An 18,116-nucleotide genomic window follows, 5' to 3' on the forward strand; every position below is an offset into this window, starting at 1 on the left:
GGCCGGGCCGCCTGACCGAAACCAGCAAGTCACTCAGGGGAAGCAAGCGCATGAAAACCATCGACCAGGTCGACCTTGCCGGCAAGCGCGTCCTGATCCGCGCAGATCTCAATGCACCCATCCGCAATGGCCAGGTGACCTCGGCGGCACGCATCAAGTCAGCCCTGCCCACGATTCGTCAGGCGCTCGACGCCGGTGCCGCGGTGATGGTCATGTCCCACCTTGGTCGTCCGGAAGAGGGCGGGTTCGACGAGGCATTCAGCCTGGCGCCGGTCGCCGGGAAGCTCGGGGAGCTGCTGGGCCGTTCGGTCAAACTCGTGCGCGACTGGATCGACGGCGTGGAAGTCGAGGCCGGTCAGCTCGTCCTGCTTGAAAACGTGCGCTTTCTGGAAGGCGAAAAAGCCAACGATAGTCATCTGGCAAGAAAAATGGCGGCTCTGGCCGACGTTCTGGTCTTCGACGCCTTTGCCGCCGCCCACCGTGCCCAGGCATCCACCGAGGGCTTGATTCGTCATGCTGCCGTTGCTTGCGCCGGCCCCTTGCTGATGCGAGAGGTCGCGTCTCTGCAAAAGGCGCTGGCCAGCCCCGAACGACCCATGGTGGCCATTGTCGGTGGCGCCAAGGTCTCGTCCAAGCTCACCGTGCTCGAAGCGCTGATTGACAAGGTTGACCAGCTGATCGTCGGCGGCGGGATTGCCAACACCTTTCTCGTTGCTGCCGGTTACGATGTCGGCGGTTCGCTGTATGAAAAAGATCTGGTCGACACCGCCCGGGATCTGATCAGGCGCGCTGAACACAAGGGTGCAGCCATTCCGCTGCCGGTCGACGTGCTCACTGCCGAACGCTTCCACGAGGACGCCCATGCCACCATCCGCGATACCGGGCGCGTTCACAAGGAAGAGATGATTCTCGACATTGGCCCCGAATCGGCGCGGACACTCGCGGCCATCGTCCGCGGGGCCGGCACCGTCCTCTGGAACGGCCCGCTGGGCGTGTTCGAGTTCGAGGCCTTCCACTCCGGCACCGAGACCATCGCGCAGGCCGTGGCGGACTGCGAAGGCTTCACCCTGGCCGGCGGGGGCGACACCATCGCGGCGATCGAGAAATTCCACGTGGCCGACCGGATTGATTACATCTCGACCGCCGGTGGCGCATTTCTGGAATATGTCGAGGGCAAAGAGCTTCCTGCCATTCGTGCCTTGAGCGATTGAGGCGACGCGTTTTTGGGGTGCGTCGTCCATATTTTCGGGCTCGGCGTGGCCGCGGCTTTGCGCAAGTCTTTCGCAAGTGGCTTCAGGCAGGAGCAGCGGGCGAAAGTTGCGGTTGTTCGAACACCTGATATCATCAGGATACGAGCAGATACGCAGGCCTGCTGTGTAGGATCTTGGGGAGCTGTCGGAATCACGTCAGCATACAAGTTTCATCCTGTGTGAGCCGGTTCCCGCTGCAGGGGCGTGTTTCTCGGAAGAGAGGGGGTGCTCTGTCTTCTTGAAAGAGGCTCCAAAAAATGGCACAAGCTCATGAACAGCCGCACTCCGACCCATACCCCACCCGGCTTCGCCAGGCACGTGACGCGATCGAGCGCATGGACCCGATCGTGCATTCACGCGCTCCTGATCGCTGGGCGGGGCCGCTCGATGAAGTCGCTCTTTCAAACTATGAGCGCGACGGATTTCTGTGGTTCAAGGGATTTTTCTCCAGACACCGCGTCGAGCCCTTCTTCGATGAACTGAAGGCCATCGCGAACGACAAGACCTGGATGTCATCCGAGCAGGTCATTCGTGACCCGGACACGGGCCGGATTCGGTCGGTTTTCGGCATGCACAGGATATCGAGAAGGTTCGAGGAGCTCACGCGCGATGCCCGGATCCTTGGCATGGCGCGACAGCTCCTCGGCAGCGATGTGTATATCCATCAGTCCCGCATCAACGACAAGTTCGGCTTTGAAGGCAGCGGTTTCGATTGGCGCTCGGACTTCGAGACCTGGCACGCGGAGGACGGAATGCCGCGCATGCGTGCCGTGAGCGCGTCGATCATGCTGACCGAAAACAACGAGTTCAATGGGCCACTGATGTTGATCCCGGGCTCGCACCACTGGTTCGTGCCCTGTGTCGGCAAGACACCGGACCAGAACTGGAAAGCTTCCCTGAAGGCGCAGCGAATCGGCGTTCCGAGTCAGGAATCGCTTTCCGAGCTGGCCCGAAGCGGTGGCATTCGTGCGCCCAAGGGCCCGGCGGGCTCGCTGCTGCTGTTTGAATGCAACACGCTGCATGCCTCCAACGAGAACATGTCGCCATGGCCTCGCTCCAACCTGTTTTTCGTCTACAACAGCGTTCGCAATCTCCCGCGCGCGCCGTATGCCGCCCCCACAAGGCGGCCGCATTTCCTGGCCGAGCGGGAAAACCCGGAGCAGCTGGAGATGCACGACCGGTATCCAGAGCTGGCGGGTTGATGATCTCCGTGGCTGCCGGGTTGATGATCGCAGCCGGTCAGGCGTCCTCCGCCTGAATGACTCCGCAAGCGACTCGGGCACCTGCGGCGCCGCTGGGCTGGCTTTCCAGATCGTCTTCTCCGGCATGGACGACGACCGCCTTGCCGACGATGCTGTTGTCACCGCTCAGAGACAGGAATTCGAATTCCTGATTCAGCATTGCCTGCCCGCTGTCATCGGCCTCGATATTGCCGAGGTCGCCCACATGGTGCATCGGGTCACCGGGAGCGCCGTGCCGGACATCCTCGGGGTTGTAGTGGCCGCCCGCCGAACTGGCGTCCGGGGACGAACAGTCACCCCTGGCGTGAACATGAAATCCATGTTGTCCCGGTGACAGTCCGTTGACCATCGCGTCGACGCGAATGCCGCGCTCGGTCGTATAGAACTTGACGGCTCCGCTGGCCTGATGGCCCGAGGTGGCGGCAAGCTCAGCCATGGCATCCGGCGTACCGGACGTGTCGTCGCCGTCGTCATCGCCTGATGCGCGCGCGCCCTGGGTCGATCTGCCCTCAACGGTCGGCTCGCCGGTCTCCTGCCTGGGCGACGACTCATCGGTCATTTTGCCGGTTGCCTCGTCGCTCATCGAGTCGCCGGTGTTGCAAGCGGCCAGGGGGATGAGGAACATCAAGCCGGTGATGAGTATCCATTTTCTGGCGTTGAACATTGGGTCTCCTCACGATTCTGGAACCATGCGCCCACTATACACCTGATGAAGGTTGCTCCATGGCCAATGCCTGTATTTCGATGGGGCCGACATCAGTCGCACGACGGAGGGGCTTGCCGCTTCGGCTGGCTCAGCCCATTGGCGCATTCGAATAGTAGTGCCAGACAAGGATCGCCACCGCGCTGCGATGCGGCTTCCACGGGTGAGCGATGGCGTCTGTACGTTTGCGGTCGGGGCGCTCACGCATGCGCCTGATGCGTTGAACACCGGCCCGAATGGCGATGTCGTCGGCCGGCCAGACGTCGGGCCGACCCAGCGAGAACAGCAGAAACATCTCCGCGCTCCAGCGCCCGAAGCCCTTGAGCCGGGTAATCTGCGCGATCACTTCTTCATCGGGCAGCTCGGCAAGCGCGGCCGGCACCAGCGAACCCTCCAGCACGGCCTGCGACAGCCCCCGGGCGTAGGCGATCTTCTGCCTGGACAGGCCCAGCGCCCGCAGCCGATCGTCGCCCAGCGCCTGCAGGCGTTCCGGCTGCAGGTCGTTGTCAAGCGCGGCTTCGATCCGGCCGAAAATGGTCGCGGCGGCCTTTACCGACAGCTGCTGCCCGACGATGATGCGCAGGAAATGCCGATAGTCTGGCGCGCCCATCCGGCGCTCGGCGGGATAACCCACCTGCGCGAGCGCCGCGGCAATGTCCCGGTCGCGCCGGGCAATCCTGTCCAGCGCATTGCGCAGGTGTTGTTGCGTCAACTGGAATGTTGTCACGGGTGGACCTTTTCGAGCCCTGTCAAATGATTGCCGCGCGCCATTCTACCGCGGCGTCCGGGGCAGGCCGGTCGTGCCAGGCGCAACCCGCTTCGAGGTCGGGTTGATAAATGCCTGTGAGGCGAGCGGGCCAGAAAGCGGCCAGGGCCTGCGCCGCTATCGCGTGTTCTGGGCATTGCCTCACGCAAGCCTTTCGGTGTGTCCGGGAGTATGTTTATACTTCAGGCGGGGGCGCGTGGAATCCGGGGTCGTGCGAGAGCTCGGTCCGGTGATTCTCAGATACCTCAACAGATGCCCTGAGGCAATGGATCTGGCGTCATGGACAAACTTCTCCAGCCGCTTTTCGAGCTCCCGCCGCTGACGGTCTACATCCTGATTGCGGTGCTGTGCTGGACCGAGGCCGCCTTCTTCCTGGGGTTCGTGACGCCCGGCGAGCTGGCTGTGGTGACCGGCGGGATTCTCGCCTCGCGTGGTCAGCTCGAAATGGATGTGTTGCTCGGTATCGTGCTGGTGGCGACGGTGATGGGTAATGCCACCGGCTTCTACGTTGGTTGTCGCTGGGGAAACGGGCTGCTCGGATGGGCGCCGCTGCAGCGCATTTGCGGTCCATCGATTCGCAAGTCACAGGAGTTCATGGCCCGCCGCGGAGCCTGGGCCATCGTGCTCGGCCGCGTATCCACTCCCACCCGCATCATCGTGCCTTTTCTGGCCGGTGCCTCGGGCATGCCCTATCGACATTTTGTACTGTTCGACATTCCCGCAAGCCTGGTCTGGGCCATGGTCTGGGCGATTCTGGGCCTCGTGCTCGGAGAGTCCTGGGGGCTGCTGAGAGAGATCGGCGGAACGGCCGCGCTGTTGGTTCTGATCCTGTTTCTGACCGCCGTGGTCATTCGCTGGGTTGCGGCTCGCATTGCGGCCCATCAGCGGCGAGTGAAAGCTGTATTCCGGCTGGCTCTGCGCGCGACCGGTACGCAGGGCATCGCGCGCGTGCTGGCTCCAGGGTTTCGCTGGTTGACCCGGCGCTTCGATCCGCGCGTGGCCCAGGGTCTGAGCTTGACCATCTGCTTTGTCGCCCTGCTGGCCGGAATCGGTGTTATCGGTCTGGTATTTGACCAGACCCGGGCAGTGAAGGGGCTGGCGTTGATCGACTTTCCCGTCCTCGACTGGATGAACAGCACTCGAACCGACCAGGCCGTGTCGATCGCCCGTAGCGGGCTGCATGCGCTTTACTGGCCCGGGGTTGTGGTCACCGCGCTGCCGCTGATGGCTTTCGTGTTGTGGCGCGTGGGCTGGCTTGCCGCAGTTCGCGTGGGCGTCGGCCTGGTAGGCGCAGCCGGCGGGGCTTATTTCCTTGATCGTTTTGTGCTTCAGGGTCATGTCCCCGGCGCGGAATTTCCTTCCGTGCCCGTTGCGACAGCGGCAGCGCTGCTCGTGCAGGCCACCGCGCTCACCGCGCGGACGCTGGATTGGGGCGGTGCGGTGGGCGCTGCCGCCGTCAGTACTTTCATGCTGTGTACGGTGGCGCTGGCCACGGTGGTGGCCGGCTGGGCTGCGCCTTCGGGCATTGTGCTGGGGCTGGCCCTGGGGCTGGCATGGGCCACCACCCTGGAGCTGCCCGGCACCGCGCTGCGGCCGCGCTCAGCACCTGCACCTGCTGAGCGCGAAGAGGCGGCCTGAAGCCTTCGCCATGCGCTATAATGGGCGCTTCCTCGGGGTGGCGTAATCGCCTGAGACACCCACGCGGGTGGACCCGTCGAACCTGATCCGGTTAATGCCGGCGTAGGGACAGGAACGTCAAGCGCCCTTCAAGGCCACTGCATGGCGCTGGCGGCAATCCCCCGTGCATTCCGGGTCTCCATTGTTGACTTGCATTCGGAGACTCACAAGTGAATATTCAAGCGTCCTTCTTCGGGCTGCTGCTGGCGCTATCGTCAGTCAGCTTCGCGCAGTCCGATGACGTCGAGGACTTTTCTGACGATGACATCGAAGATCGTATCGTGGTCACGGCCGATTTCTATCGCTCCGGTTTGTTCGACCTCGGCGGCAGCGTCAGCGTCATCGACGGTGAAACCGTCCGCGAGCGAGGAGCCTCGCACCTCGAGCACGTGCTCAACATCAGCCCCAACGTCAACTTTTCCACGGGTGCCTCGCGCGGCCGTTTTTTCCAGATTCGGGGGATCGGCTCCCGCAGCCAGTTCGTTGAACCGATGAATGCCTCGGTCGGGCTGCTGGTCGACGGCATCGACATGACCGGTCTGGGCGGTGGCGCGACGACCCTGGATGTGGCCCAGCTCGAGATTCTGCGTGGTCCGCAGGGCACCCTGTTTGGCGCCAATGCTCTGGCCGGCATGATCAATATCGTTACCGGCAGCCCCACTGAAGCATTCACCAGCCACCTGGAGGTCAGCGCCGGCAACTACGGCATGCGCGCGTTCGAGGGCATGGTTTCCGGGCCGCTCAGCGACACGCTGGGGTATCGACTGGCTTATTCCAATCAACAGAGTGACGGCTTTCAGGAAAACGCTTACCTGGGTCGCGATGATGTGCAGAACATTGATGAACAGACGCTGCGCAGCAAGCTGCGGTGGCAGCCCCATGATGATCTGCAAATCGACCTGACCGGCTTGTACCTGGATGTCGACAACGGCTACGACGCGTTCTCTCTGGACAATACGCGCATGACCTACTCCGACCGACCCGGGCACGATCGCCAGGAGACGCTGGCCGGTTCGGTTCGCATCCACTGGCATGCACATGATGCCTTCGACATCGAGGCGCTCATCAGCCGCACCGATGCCGACCTGGAATACGGCTACGATGACGACTGGACCTTCGTTGGCTTCTGCGAGGTCTTCGAGTGCCCGGGCGCGCCATTCACGGCATTCGACAACTATATTCGCCGCGATCGCAATACCACGCTGGATCTTCGGGCGGTATCCAGCAGCGGGCCGGATCAGCTCAACTGGGTGATTGGCGCTTATGTGCGCAATGCGGGCCAAAGCCTGCGGCGAGAGTACAGCTTTCTTGCCAGCGACTACCTGTTCGACTACGACACCGACAACCATGCCGTCTACGGACAGGTAGAGATACCGATGACGCGCCAGTTGCAGTTGGTGGCCGGTTTGCGCGGTGAGCGGCGCGAGGTCGAATACAGCGACAGCGACGGCGCCGCCTTTGAGCCCGGCGAGGACATGTGGGGCGGCAAGCTGGCGCTCGAATATCGCACCGACGGCGGCGGGCTGTGGTACGCGCTGGCATCTCGCGGATACAAGGCCGGCGGAATCAACAGCGATTCGCTCATTCCCGATGAGCGGCGCGCGTTCGACACCGAAACCCTGTTGAACTATGAGCTCGGCGTGAAGAAGCGGCTGCTCGACAATCGGGTCGATCTGCGAGCGGCGGTGTTCTATCAGGACCGCAGTGATGTTCAGGCCGAACAATCGCTGGTCGAGCCCATCGAGGGTGAATCCTGCCCCTGCCACTTCATCGAGTACAAGGCCAACGCCACCGCCGGGCGGAGCTACGGCCTGGAGGCCGAGCTCAACTGGCGCGTGAGCCATCGCCTGCTGGCGTTTGCCAGCCTCGGCCTGCTGGATACCCGCTTCGAAGAGTTCCTCAACTATTCGCATGTCGATGCCGACCCGGCCAGCGGAGAGCCGTACGACATGGACGGACGCGAGCTGCCGCATGCGCCGAACTACATGTTCAATCTGGGCGCCATCGTGCAGCTGTCCGATCGCTGGTACGTGCGGGTGGAGGCCGAGGGCAAGGATGCGTTCTACTTCTCGAGCCGTCACGAGACCCGATCCAACGCTTATGAGACCTTCAACGCCCGCATTGGCTATCGTCAGGGGCCCTGGGATTTTGCCCTGTGGGCGCGCAATATCGCCGATCAAGACATCAAGACCCGCGCTTTCGGCAGCTTCGGCAACGATCCGCGCGAGAACTATGTGGTCGAGCCCTACTTTCAGTTTGGCGAGCCCCGCGTGGTTGGAGCGACACTGCGTTATGTCTACTGACCGGCGCAGGCAGGTGCCGGCGGGCCCGGGCCGCAGGTGTCGGGCCCTTGATCGTGCCCCGGAGGCTGCGGCATGAAGCTGGAGCACTGGCTGGAACAGCTCGATGAGCGCTGGGCAGCGATGTCGGCCTGGGAGCTGGCCGCGGTGCTGCTGGCCATCACCTACCTGGTGTTGGCCGTACGCCAGAACCGCCTGTGCTGGATTGCCGCTTTCATCAGCACCGCGCTTTTCACCGCGCTGTTCTGGCGGGTGCAGCTGCTCATGCAGTCGGCACTCAATGTGTATTACATGGGCATGGCGGTCTATGGCTGGTGGTACTGGCGCCACGGCAACAGCGGCGGGCAGGCGCTGTCGGTGACGCGCTGGCCGCTGTGGCGACATGCCCTGGCGCTGCTGGTGGTGGTGCTGTCTACCCTGGTGTCGGGCTACTTGCTCTCGCGCCACAGCCAGGCGGCCTGGCCGTATCTCGATTCTCTGGTCACCTGGGGTGCGGTCGTGACAACTTTCATGGTGGCGCGCAAGGTGCTGGAAAACTGGGTCTACTGGATGGTGTTCAACAGCCTGGCGATCTTTCTGTTTCTCGACCGCGGCATGGCGCTGACCGCGCTGTTGAACGTCGCTTATCTGATCATCTCGGTGGTCGGCTGGACGAGCTGGCTGCGCGACTACCGGGCGCGAGCCGGCCTTGGCGGTGAAGCCGGGCCATGACCCCGCTGGGCCAGGATGAAGGCGAAGTGGCGGCCGTTGACGCGCTGATCGATTCCTGGCCGGACTGGGGCCTGGGGCTGCGCGGACGGCCGCAGCTGGTCGAGCGCATCCGGGCGGGAAGGACCAACCGCAACTATCGTTTGAGCGCGCCGGGCCGGTCCGATGAGCTGCTGCTGCGCATCAACCACCCCGGGGGCGCGCAGCTGGGCATCGATCGCCAGCGCGAACGCGAAATTCTGGAGTTGACGTCGGCCGCCGATATCAGCCGGCCGTACTGGTTCTGGGATCCGCGCCAGCGTTTCGTGATTTTCCCCTACCTGCCGGCGCGGACATGGAGCGACAAGGACCTGAGCAATCCGGAGCAGCTGGCCCGGCTGGGGCCGCTGCTCGAACGACTGCACGCCCTGGCCCCCCCCGACTGGCCGCGGCGCAGCTATCACGCTTATCTGCGTGATTACTGGCACCAGGTCGAGCAAGCCGGACTTGCCGATGCGCGGCTTGCCCGGGCCTGGCGGGCCTTCGAGCCGCGGTTGGAGGCCTTTGATCGGGCGCCATGGACGGCGTGCCTGGTGCATCATGATCTGATTCCCGCCAACATTCTGGAAACCCCCGAGCGCCTGTACCTGATCGACTGGGAATATGCCGCCCTCGGTCATCGCGATATCGATATCTGGACCGTGAACCCGAGCGCCGTCAACGAGCCTTTCGTCGCTGAAATGATGGCGTGGATAAACGACCTGTGGGAGCGATTGATCCGGCTGTGATCAGCTGCCGGCGTCAGCCTGCGGCGCTGTCGTTCATGAAGATTTCATAGTCGTCGGGGTGGTCCATGTAGTTGTCGAGATCCACGGGGCGCAACGGATCAGCTGCCAGGGCGGCTTCGACCACGCGTCGATTGAATGCCGAGGTGGCCTCCCGCGCCAGGTATTCGTCGATGGGCATCCAGAGCGCCTTTTCCAGCTCTTCGTCGTCGATGCGGATGTCGAAATTCAGCGGAGCGAGCCGACACACGGCGTAGATGTTGGAGGCGCCGAACTGCCCCCGGTGGTGGTGACGCATGCCGACCAGGCCGCGGAACTCGGTTCTGATTCCGGTTTCTTCGTGCACTTCGCGCATCGCCGCGTCGGCAACGTGCTCGCGGCGCTCGAGCATCCCGCCGGGCAGCTTGAGGTGGTCGGGGCGTGTTGTTCGATCGCGCTTTTCGAGCACAACCAGGATATGGCCGTCGTCCGATAGCACCAGGCCACCGGCACCGATGCTGTGGGTGCACGCTTCGGGAATATAGGCGCCGTCGACCAGTCTTCGAACCAGCATCACGGTTTCGTTGCGGCAGTGGTGCAGGGCAAACCCGAGGTCCATCGCGTCGGGCAGCAACTGACCTCGGCGGGCCGGAATCTCCAGCCAGGCCAGCTTGAGGCCCTCGCGCGTCCAGGCCGACAGTGCGGTGGCCATGGCGTCTCGGAACTCACTGGTTTGCCGGGGCAGGTTTTTGCCGGACAGGAAGATCCCGCCGTACTTGTTTCTGATGGCCTGGAGCATGCCGTTTATCTATCCTGGTGACAGTCCGTCCGTTCAGCGAGCGGGCGCGGGAATACGATCCGTCCTCGCAGCCCGTGCGTTCACAGCGTCGAGACGGTATGGTCAGCAAAGCGTTCGAGGCAGTCGCCGGCCGCCTTGAATTGATCGCGGCTGGTCGCGTGGACAATGAGCACATGGCGTTGGTCGTCGAGCGCCGTGCGCACTTTCGAGATATAGGGTACGTGGTCAGGGCGCATGCTGATCACGCCACCGATGAGGGCGCCGCCGAGAGCGCAGAAGACCACCAGCAGCACGGACGAAGCGCCGACATTCTGAGCCACGAAGGGCACGCCAAGGGAGAGCATGAGCGCCAGGATCAGCAGCCCGACGAGCGCACCGGCGAGTGCCAGCCAGAGGTGGGCCCGGATGATGGTGTGCCAGATGCCGCGGGGCTCGGGTTCCAGACTAAAGGCCTCAGCGCCGTCGGCCGGGTCGAGGCGCTCGATCTGCCCTTCGATTCCTGCGATTGAATCCACCATCTCACGGCGACAGTCCGTCAGCCGCTGCGCGTCAGAGAAAATGCCCGCCAGCTTATGATCGGACGCTTCTCCGGTCAGACCCATTCTGCGTTTCATGCGTGCCTCCTGATCTGCGGCTCAGGTATGCCTCGACTCTAGCAGAATCCGGTATCGGGCGGAATCAATCCGGATCGGAACACCCGCCCGCCGGCGAGTGCGAACGTGGGTGTGCGTGAGCTTGCTATGATGAATGTCGGCCTTTCGTATCAAGGGTTTACTGATGTTCTATCTGGATGTGCCCAGTACCGGGGAAATGACCGAGCTCGATCAGATTCGGGCCGATGCCTGCGTGTCGATCTATTTACCGACGACGCCGATCTCGCGCGAAATCGAGCCGGCCCGGATCAAGCTTGGCAACCTTGCCAGAACGGCCATTGCCCAGCTCGAACAAGCCGGCCTGGACAAGCGGCGTATCTGGCCGCTGGCGGAACGACTGGAAGGCTTGCGCGACGACACCGAGTTCTGGAATTATCAGGCGCGCAGCCTGGCGATCCTGGCCACGCCTGATTTGCTGCGCAGCTATCGTTTGGCCAATCGCATCGGCGAGATCGTGGAGGTCTCCGACCGTTTCCATCTCAAGCCGCTGCTGCGTGCCATCACCTTTTCGCATTCGGCCTTTGTTCTCGCGCTCTCGGAGAAGGCCACTCGACTTGTGGAGGTTTCGGCCAGCGAACCGGCCGTTGAAGTCGACATTGCCAACCTGCCCGGTGATGCCGCCAGCCTTGGCGGTCCGGAAGCGGAAAAGGGTCATAGCGGCATTGGCCACCGTCAGGGCGATCAGGCAGGCCATATGCCGCTGGCTCGTTACATTCGCCGTATCGACGCGGCCTTGCGGCCCGTGCTCAAGGATGCGAATGCGCCGCTCGTGCTCGCCGCCGCCGAGCCGTTGACCGCCACGTTTCGTGGAGCCACCACCTTGCCGCTGGCCCCCGAGACCATCGAGGGCAACCCGGATCACCTGAGTGCGGCTCAGCTGGCTGAGGCTGCCCGCCCGATTCTGGACGCACAGCATGCGCGCAAGATCGAGGCCTTTCACAGCCGCTTCGAGCAGCGCGCCGGTGACCGTCGCACGACCACGGACTTGTCTGACGCTGCGCGCCTGGCCACTTACGGCGGTATCGATAGCCTTCTGGTCGATATCGACAGCGTTGTTGACGGCTTCATTGACGAAGAAACGGGCGAGATCAGCCTCGACTCACGGGGCGATGCGGTCAACTACGGCATCGTCGATGAAATTGCCGGTCGCGCGCTGCGCACCGGGGCATCGGTTCTGGCGGTGCGCCGGGCCGATATTCCCGACGGCCGTGAGCTGGCAGCGATCCTGCGCTATCCAATCTGAGGGCAAGTCGACCTTGGCCGGTGCCACGGGGCGCTTGCGCCGGGCTCACAGCAGAATCATCGACGCCAGCCCCAGGAAGGCGAAGAAACCGATCACATCGGTCACGGTCGTCACGAACGGGCCGGAGGCCAGTGCCGGGTCGACATGGAAGCGCTCCAGGGCGATCGGGATGACGATCCCGCCCAGCGCGGCGGCAATCAGGGTCATGGCCATTGCCAGGGCGATGACCGCGCCCAGCATGGGCAGGCCGAACCACAAGGCTGCGACCAGCGCCATGACGATGCCAAAGCCCAGGCCGTTGATCGCCCCGACCGTGATCTCGCGCCAGCTGACCCGCAGGGTGTTGCGAGGCGTGAGCTCGCGCGTGGCAATGGCGCGTACCGCCACCGTCATCGTCTGGGTGCCGGCGTTGCCGCCCATCGAGGCGACGATGGGCATCAGCACGGCCAGGGCCACCATCTGATCGATGGTTTCGGCATACAGGTTGATGACCGATGAGGCCAGGATGGCGGTGACCAGATTGACCATCAGCCAGACGGCCCGGCCGCGAGTGGTCTGCCAGACAGTGTCGGTCAGGCTGGAATCTTCGTCGACGCCGGCCAGGCGCAGCAGGTCTTCCTCGTGCTCCTCGTCGAGCACGGTCATGGCATCGTCGATGGTAATCATGCCGGTCAAGCGGCCGCTTTCGTCGACTACCGGCGCGGAGATCAGGTGGTAGTGATTGAACATGTAGGCCACGTCCGCGGCCTCTTCGGTGACGCCCACCGTTCGAAAGCTGGGCTCGGTGATCGCGGTCAGCGGCCGTTTGTGGGGTGAGGAAAGCAGGCGCCCCAGGGTCACATAGCCCACCGGTTTCATCGCCGGTGAGACCAGGATGACGTGGTAGAACTGATCCGGCAGGCTGTCGTCGTCGCGAATGTAGTCGATGGCCTGGCCCACGGACCAGTCCTCGGGTACCGCGACGAGCTCGCGCTGCATCAGCCGGCCAGCGGAATATTCGGGATAGGACAAGGCGCCTTCGACGCCGATACGATCCCTGATCTCGAGCGCTTCGAGCAGGCGCGACTGCTGTGCTTCTTCCAGGTCCTCGACCAGGTCGACCACGTCGTCGGAATCGAGGCCCCGGATGGCCTCGGCCACGACCTCCTGCGGTAGCGCCTCCAGCAGGGGTTCGCGCACGGCATCGTCAAGCTCGGAAAGGATCGCGCCGTTGATGTTCTTGCCCCAGAGCGCTACCAGCTCCCGGCGCTCCGGCGGGCTGATCTGCTCGACCAGGTCAGCGACGTCGGCGGCATGTAGGGGCTCGAGCAGCTCGTCGAGTCGGGCTGCATTCTGAGTGTCGACGGCTTCGATCACCGCCTGGATGTGCTGCTGCTCCAGGCCTTCGCTGATGTCTTCCTGCTCCGGAGGCGTTTCCTGCTGCACGGGCTTCTCCTTGGAATTGCGTCGTTTTGCTGCGCTGGCCGCTGGCCGCGTCCTGGCTGGCCGCGTCAACGGTTGAATTATTGCAGGTCTGTGTCCAAAACAATACGTCCGACGCCGCCGGATTGATGGCGTCACCACCGGGCGCGGTGCCGGGCCGAGCCGCAATGCGATTTTGGGTACCATGCACGCATGCTTTTATTCATCATCATCGGCGCCGTGATCGGCGCTGCGCTGGGCTTGCCCGGCGGGCTGCTTGTCGGCGGGGCGCTGGGTTACGGTGTCGGCCTGCTGCTTACCCGCGTGGTTTTGCCGCGCGGGCTGCAGGCAGTGCAGGCGCAGTTCTTCGACTCGACCTTTGCCGTCATGGGGGCCCTGTGCAAGGCCGATGGGCACGTCAGCCGCGACGAAATCCGCGTGGTCGAGCAGTTTTTCGACAAGCTGGGTCTGACCAGTGAGCAGCGGCGTGACGCCCGGGCGTCATTCAGCCGGGGCAAGGGCCCCGGCTTTGATCTGGCCGGCGAAGTCAGGACGCTGCGCGCCACCGTTGGCAACCGTCCGGCGCTGCTGCAGCTGTTTTTGCAGGCGCAGCTTTCGGCCGTTGCCGCTGATGGCGTCCTTCACGAGGCCGAGCACGACATGCTGCTGCGCGTGGGGCGTCTGCTCGGCCTGTCGCAGCTCGATCTGCGCCGCCTGGAGGCGGCCTTGGGCGCGGCGGCTTCCGGCCGGCCGGGTGGCGATGCAGGCACCGATCCCACCGCCGGAGCGGCGCTGAAAGAGGCCTACGCCACACTGGGCGTGGAGGCAACGGCCAGTGATGCCGAGGTCAAGAAGGCGTATCGTCGCCTGATGAGCAGATACCATCCGGACAAGCTGGCCGGCCAGGGGTTGCCCGAGAACATGCGTGCAGTAGCCAAGGAGCGCGTGCGCGAGGTGCGCCAGGCCTATGACCGCGTTCGCGATAGCCGGGACCGTGAGCGCGCCGCCTGAGCCTGGCCGGGCTCGTGGTCAATCGTGATTCTGATCTTCGGGCGGGTGGCTCCACCGCAGTCCGTCCGGACCGGCCGGATGCGAGGTCCGCACGACCAGGCTGCCGCTGCGAATCAGTTCGGGCAGGTGCGCGGTGACGTGGTTCAAGTGTTCGGCCAAAGGCGCCACTTCGCCGCATGCCACGCCAACCCAGGTGTTGCGCCCGCTGCGTTTGGCAGCATAAAGGCACAGGTCGGCCACATCGACCACCTTGTTCCAGTCCACATGCTCCGGCAGGTCAGGAAACAGGGGGTATTGTGCAAAGCCGATCGAGCAGGTCATTTCGATTGGCTGTTCGTACCCCTCCAGCGTGAAGCGATGAGCGGCAACGGCGCTGCGCAGCCGCTCGGCCAGCCGGGCGGCAAAATCGGCATCGGTAAATCGCGCCACCAGCAGGAACTCTTCGCCGCCCCAGCGCGCGATGGTGTCGCTTTCACGAAGCTGGTCGCGCAGTATGCCACCGAGCTGCTGCAGAACCTGATCGCCGGCCGCATGTCCGTAGTGATCGTTGACCTCCTTGAAGCGGTCGATGTCGATCATCACGAACAGCAGGTCGGCACTGCCATGCTGGTGATCCCGATAATGGCGGCTGGCCATGGCAATGTCGGCCGGGAGCGCTTGACTCAGGTAGCGCCGGTTGCGCAATCCCGTCAGCGGGTCGGTCAGGCTTTGCTCGGCCAGCGCACGGTTGGCATCCGATAGCGCCCGGGTGCGCTCGGCAACCTGTTCTTCGAGCAAGCGGGTGCGGCGCCGCAGCGCGCCCAGCCGCCAGCGGAACAGGCCGATGACCACCAGGGCCGCCGCCAGCACATAAACCGCCCGGGCCCAGAGGCTGCGATACCAGGGAGGCAGGATGCGCAGGTCGACGGTGGCAATCCGGCTGGTGTTTGCGTATACATCGCGGGCCTGTACCTTGAATCGGTAGTGCCCTTCACGGATGTGGGTGTAGTCGCGAAACGCCTCGGCGCTCCAGCTCGACCAGTCATGATCCAGGCCTTCGAGCATGACGCGGTAACGATTGCTGTCCATGCGCGTGAAGGCTGGTGCGGCATACTCGAAGCGCAGCGTGTTGTCGTCGTATTCCAGTACGAGCGACGGCAGAGGGCCGTCGCCGCCGTACAGGATCTTGCCGGATTCGCGCTCGGTAATGCCGCGTATGAGCGGGTCATATTCCGGGCGCGGGCTGGCGGACGATTGGGCGTCAAGGCGGAACAGGCCGTCTTCGGCGCCCAGCCAGACGGTGCCGTCGCGCTCACCGTAGATCGCGCGAACGGCCACTCCTTTCAGCCTGGCCGCGGTCAGCGTGTCGCGCACATAGCCGCTGGCGGCGGGTCGGGCGACCAGGGTCTGCTGAAGGTTGCGACGGCTGTCGACCGTATGCAGCCAGACACGCCCCAGAGGGTCCTGATGGAAAGGGAGGGTCTGCGCCGGGCCGTTGGGATACAGCCGCGCGAATTCCCGATCAGTGACCAGCCCGCCGCGTTCGGAATCGAACCGCATCAGCCCGTCACGGGTACCAAAGCGCAGCTGCCCGTCAATGGCGTGAAGATAGGTCAGTGAGTAGTCGTCCGCCCCTTCGACCATGCCAAAGCGTTCGGGCGGGAGCATCTGCTGCCAGATGCCCGCGTCGGGGTCGGCGTCGGGATTGGGCTGGATTCGCAGCGCCCCCTTGTACCAGGTGCCGGCCCACAACGTGCCGTCTTCTGTTTCGTGGAGGGTGCGGATCTCGTCGTCCAGGCCGGGCAGGCGACCCTCGTCGCGCCAGCCGCCCTTGCCGTCGCGGTACACGGCGGCCAGGCCCGTTTGCAGACTGATCCATACCCGATTCGGGTCGCGCCGGGACTGCAGCATGGCAAATGAGGTCTGCGCCGACGGGCGAAGCAGGCTGACTTCATCGTCGCGCCACAGATGGACGCCTTCCATGGTGCTGACCAGCAGGCCGTCGTCGAGCGCCAGCAGGCGCCAGGTCTGGCCGCGAATGGCATCGATGGCAGCAAAGCCAGCGGCGCCGTCGCGGCCGCTGATCATGCCGTAGAGCCCATCGGTAGTGGCGGTAAAAATGCGGCCGTCGTAGCGCGCCACGTCCAGGGCCTGGCCGGACAAGCCGGTGCTGCTGTCAAAGTGGGTGACCGGGCTGGCGACATCCAGTCGGGCGATTCCGGTGCTCAGCGCCAGCCACAGCCCGCCCTGGCGGGCCTGGTAAATGCGAAAGACTGCGTTGTCGGGCAGGCCCTCGTCGCGAGTGATGCGGCGGATCAGGCGCCCGTCCGGGGCCATCAGGATGACGCCGCCGCGCAGGGTGGCAAGCGCCAGGCGGTGATCGTCGAGCAGAATTGCCTGATAGAGCAGGTCGTCTTCAAGGAAGGGGTCGGCCTCATTCGACCATGGCGTGAGCCCCGTGCTGTCGAGCACGTACCAGCCGATATCGCGGGTGCCCACCAGCACGGCCTGCGCGGGCGCGCCTTCGGTGTGGCCCCAGGGCAGCATGGCGTAGATGCGCTCGTCGGCGAAGCGCGCGCCGTCGGCTACCAGCTGCAGGTGGTCATCAACCAGTTCCATCAGGCCCTTGCCGACCTCGCGCACGAAGATCCGGTCGTTGACTTGAAAGGCCAGATGGAAACGGTTGTCCGGCGTCCAGCGCCGGACGGCGTTCTCGGTCACCCGGTACAGGCCCTTGAAGGTGAAGAAGTACACGCCGTCGCCGGTTACGAGGATGTCCCACACATCCATGAAGTCGCGCTGCTCGGGCGTCAGGCGGTCGAGCAGCGAAACGTACTGTTGACGCCCGCGTGCATCGGGCTCGAGGTAGCCGAAGTCGCCCACACCGCCAACGTAAATCCGACCATCAGGTCCGCTGGCCAGCGAGCGGATGGTGGGCACGCCAGGCAGCGGCGTGCTGCGCCAGCGGACGCCATCGAAGCTGAGTACCACGCCGTCCACGTTGCCTACGTAAACGATCCCGCGCTGATCCTGCGCAACGGCCCAGTTCTGGCGTGCCGCACCGTAGTCGTCCTTGTGGAATACCCGCAGCGGCGGCAGGCCGGTTTCGGCATCGGCAGCCACCGCAGGGCTGATCGGCGCCGACATCAGCGTGCCAAGAACCAGCAGCCAACAGATGGAAAACGACAGCTGTCTCCGTGGAGCCGGGCGTTTGCCGCTGCGGTGTCGTTCCATGCCAGTGCGCATCTATTCCATTTCAGGCTTCAGTGGTATCGGGCACGCTGAATTCATCGTGACGAGCGGGCCCGCCATTTCGGTAAAGCATGAATCAAGCGAGTCGCCGGATCATACCCTCCTCGTTCGAGGTGGCGGCAGCGATCCGAAATGCTTGAGTGGCGGGCGCTCGGACGCGGGCGGCTGGTCAGTTTTGCGAGCGATTTCTCATGCTCGCTCGTGTTGCGCGCCCCCGGATCGCGAATCTCGGGCACAATGGAGACCCAGTTACTTGCAGATCCCCGAGGCGGGCGGCAAATCTTGCTTGAATTTCCGTTAAGCGCCCGTTACCATGCGGGTCGAAAGTAATGCGCGTTTAGTCTGCGCGTTCTTGTAGCTGAGACCCGATTCGGGTGTTTGAACCTTAAA

The 18,116-nt window shown here is 64.1% G+C and carries 14 protein-coding genes and 1 riboswitch; of the genes, 8 read left to right on the forward strand and 6 right to left on the reverse strand.

Going from position 1 to position 18,116, the window contains the following annotated elements; all coding sequences use genetic code 11:
• Positions 1-50 precede the first annotated feature (50 nt).
• Positions 51-1,211, forward strand: coding sequence for a phosphoglycerate kinase (locus ACEWQ0_RS07850; RefSeq protein ID WP_476482592.1), 1,161 nt, complete (start codon positions 51-53; stop codon positions 1,209-1,211).
• Positions 1,212-1,507: 296 nt separating this feature from the next.
• Positions 1,508-2,452 carry an ectoine hydroxylase gene (gene thpD / locus ACEWQ0_RS07855; protein ID WP_476484999.1) on the forward strand — a complete coding sequence of 315 codons (945 nt, stop codon included), beginning with the start codon at positions 1,508-1,510 and terminating at the stop codon, positions 2,450-2,452.
• A gap of 37 nt (positions 2,453-2,489) precedes the next feature.
• Here thpD and ACEWQ0_RS07860 read toward each other — a convergent pair whose 3' ends face one another.
• Positions 2,490-3,155 (reverse strand): superoxide dismutase family protein, encoded by a 666-nt coding sequence (locus tag ACEWQ0_RS07860; protein WP_476482594.1) that lies wholly within the window; start codon positions 3,153-3,155, stop codon positions 2,490-2,492.
• A gap of 130 nt (positions 3,156-3,285) precedes the next feature.
• The gene (locus tag ACEWQ0_RS07865) at positions 3,286-3,906 is read right to left on the reverse strand and encodes a DNA-3-methyladenine glycosylase family protein (RefSeq protein WP_476485000.1); all 621 of its coding nucleotides are present in this window, start codon (positions 3,904-3,906) and stop codon (positions 3,286-3,288) included.
• Positions 3,907-4,239: 333 nt separating this feature from the next.
• On the opposite strand from ACEWQ0_RS07865, the gene ACEWQ0_RS07870 reads away from it, so the two are divergent.
• From ACEWQ0_RS07870 to ACEWQ0_RS07885, 4 genes are all read left to right on the forward strand, one after another.
• Entirely contained in the window at positions 4,240-5,598 is a 1,359-nt protein-coding gene (locus ACEWQ0_RS07870; protein WP_476485001.1) for a DedA family protein, read from the forward strand.
• A 23-nt stretch (positions 5,599-5,621) separates the two neighbouring features.
• A riboswitch (TPP riboswitch) is annotated at positions 5,622-5,725 on the forward strand.
• 82 nt (positions 5,726-5,807) lie between these two features.
• Positions 5,808-7,940, forward strand: a complete 2,133-nt coding sequence (locus ACEWQ0_RS07875; RefSeq protein WP_476482597.1) for a TonB-dependent receptor — start codon at positions 5,808-5,810, stop codon at positions 7,938-7,940.
• A gap of 72 nt (positions 7,941-8,012) precedes the next feature.
• The gene (pnuC, locus tag ACEWQ0_RS07880) at positions 8,013-8,648 is read left to right on the forward strand and encodes a nicotinamide riboside transporter PnuC (RefSeq protein ID WP_476485002.1); all 636 of its coding nucleotides are present in this window, start codon (positions 8,013-8,015) and stop codon (positions 8,646-8,648) included.
• Positions 8,645-9,412, forward strand: coding sequence for a phosphotransferase (locus ACEWQ0_RS07885; protein WP_476485003.1), 768 nt, complete (start codon positions 8,645-8,647; stop codon positions 9,410-9,412). Before pnuC ends, ACEWQ0_RS07885 begins: the two co-directional genes overlap by 4 nt.
• A 13-nt stretch (positions 9,413-9,425) precedes the next feature.
• Here ACEWQ0_RS07885 and ACEWQ0_RS07890 read toward each other — a convergent pair whose 3' ends face one another.
• Both ACEWQ0_RS07890 and ACEWQ0_RS07895 read right to left on the reverse strand, forming a co-directional pair.
• Complete coding sequence (locus tag ACEWQ0_RS07890) at positions 9,426-10,187, reverse strand: NUDIX hydrolase (protein WP_476485004.1); 762 nt, start codon at positions 10,185-10,187, stop codon at positions 9,426-9,428.
• Positions 10,188-10,267: 80 nt separating this feature from the next.
• Positions 10,268-10,801 (reverse strand): hypothetical protein, encoded by a 534-nt coding sequence (locus ACEWQ0_RS07895; RefSeq protein WP_476485005.1) that lies wholly within the window; start codon positions 10,799-10,801, stop codon positions 10,268-10,270.
• Between the two features lie 133 nt (positions 10,802-10,934).
• Between ACEWQ0_RS07895 and ACEWQ0_RS07900 the strand changes: the two genes are divergently transcribed.
• Positions 10,935-12,083, forward strand: a complete 1,149-nt coding sequence (locus ACEWQ0_RS07900; RefSeq protein ID WP_476485006.1) for a baeRF11 domain-containing protein — start codon at positions 10,935-10,937, stop codon at positions 12,081-12,083.
• A gap of 45 nt (positions 12,084-12,128) precedes the next feature.
• Here ACEWQ0_RS07900 and mgtE read toward each other — a convergent pair whose 3' ends face one another.
• A complete protein-coding gene (gene mgtE, locus ACEWQ0_RS07905) occupies positions 12,129-13,508 on the reverse strand; it encodes a magnesium transporter (protein ID WP_476485007.1) in 1,380 nt (459 codons plus the stop codon).
• Positions 13,509-13,697: 189 nt separating this feature from the next.
• On the opposite strand from mgtE, the gene djlA reads away from it, so the two are divergent.
• Positions 13,698-14,495 carry a co-chaperone DjlA gene (gene djlA / locus ACEWQ0_RS07910; protein WP_476482604.1) on the forward strand — a complete coding sequence of 266 codons (798 nt, stop codon included), beginning with the start codon at positions 13,698-13,700 and terminating at the stop codon, positions 14,493-14,495.
• Positions 14,496-14,513: 18 nt separating this feature from the next.
• Here djlA and ACEWQ0_RS07915 read toward each other — a convergent pair whose 3' ends face one another.
• On the reverse strand, positions 14,514-17,708 hold the full coding sequence (locus tag ACEWQ0_RS07915; RefSeq protein WP_476485008.1) for a ligand-binding sensor domain-containing diguanylate cyclase: 3,195 nt from the start codon (positions 17,706-17,708) through the stop codon (positions 14,514-14,516).
• Between the last annotated feature and the right edge of the window lie 408 nt (positions 17,709-18,116).

This window comes from Wenzhouxiangella sp. YN9 (assembly GCF_056324165.1).

Coding starts and splice junctions, on each gene's coding strand:
- ACEWQ0_RS07915 (WP_476485008.1), bottom strand. CDS start 17,708: ATGGAACGACACCGCAGCGGCAAACGCCCGGCTCCACGGAGACAGCTG.
- ACEWQ0_RS07850 (WP_476482592.1), top strand. CDS start 51: ATGAAAACCATCGACCAGGTCGACCTTGCCGGCAAGCGCGTCCTGATC.
- ACEWQ0_RS07900 (WP_476485006.1), top strand. CDS start 10,935: ATGTCGGCCTTTCGTATCAAGGGTTTACTGATGTTCTATCTGGATGTG.
- ACEWQ0_RS07870 (WP_476485001.1), top strand. CDS start 4,240: ATGGACAAACTTCTCCAGCCGCTTTTCGAGCTCCCGCCGCTGACGGTC.
- thpD (WP_476484999.1), top strand. CDS start 1,508: ATGGCACAAGCTCATGAACAGCCGCACTCCGACCCATACCCCACCCGG.
- ACEWQ0_RS07895 (WP_476485005.1), bottom strand. CDS start 10,801: ATGAAACGCAGAATGGGTCTGACCGGAGAAGCGTCCGATCATAAGCTG.
- ACEWQ0_RS07890 (WP_476485004.1), bottom strand. CDS start 10,187: ATGCTCCAGGCCATCAGAAACAAGTACGGCGGGATCTTCCTGTCCGGC.
- pnuC (WP_476485002.1), top strand. CDS start 8,013: ATGAAGCTGGAGCACTGGCTGGAACAGCTCGATGAGCGCTGGGCAGCG.
- ACEWQ0_RS07885 (WP_476485003.1), top strand. CDS start 8,645: ATGACCCCGCTGGGCCAGGATGAAGGCGAAGTGGCGGCCGTTGACGCG.
- djlA (WP_476482604.1), top strand. CDS start 13,698: ATGCTTTTATTCATCATCATCGGCGCCGTGATCGGCGCTGCGCTGGGC.
- ACEWQ0_RS07860 (WP_476482594.1), bottom strand. CDS start 3,155: ATGTTCAACGCCAGAAAATGGATACTCATCACCGGCTTGATGTTCCTC.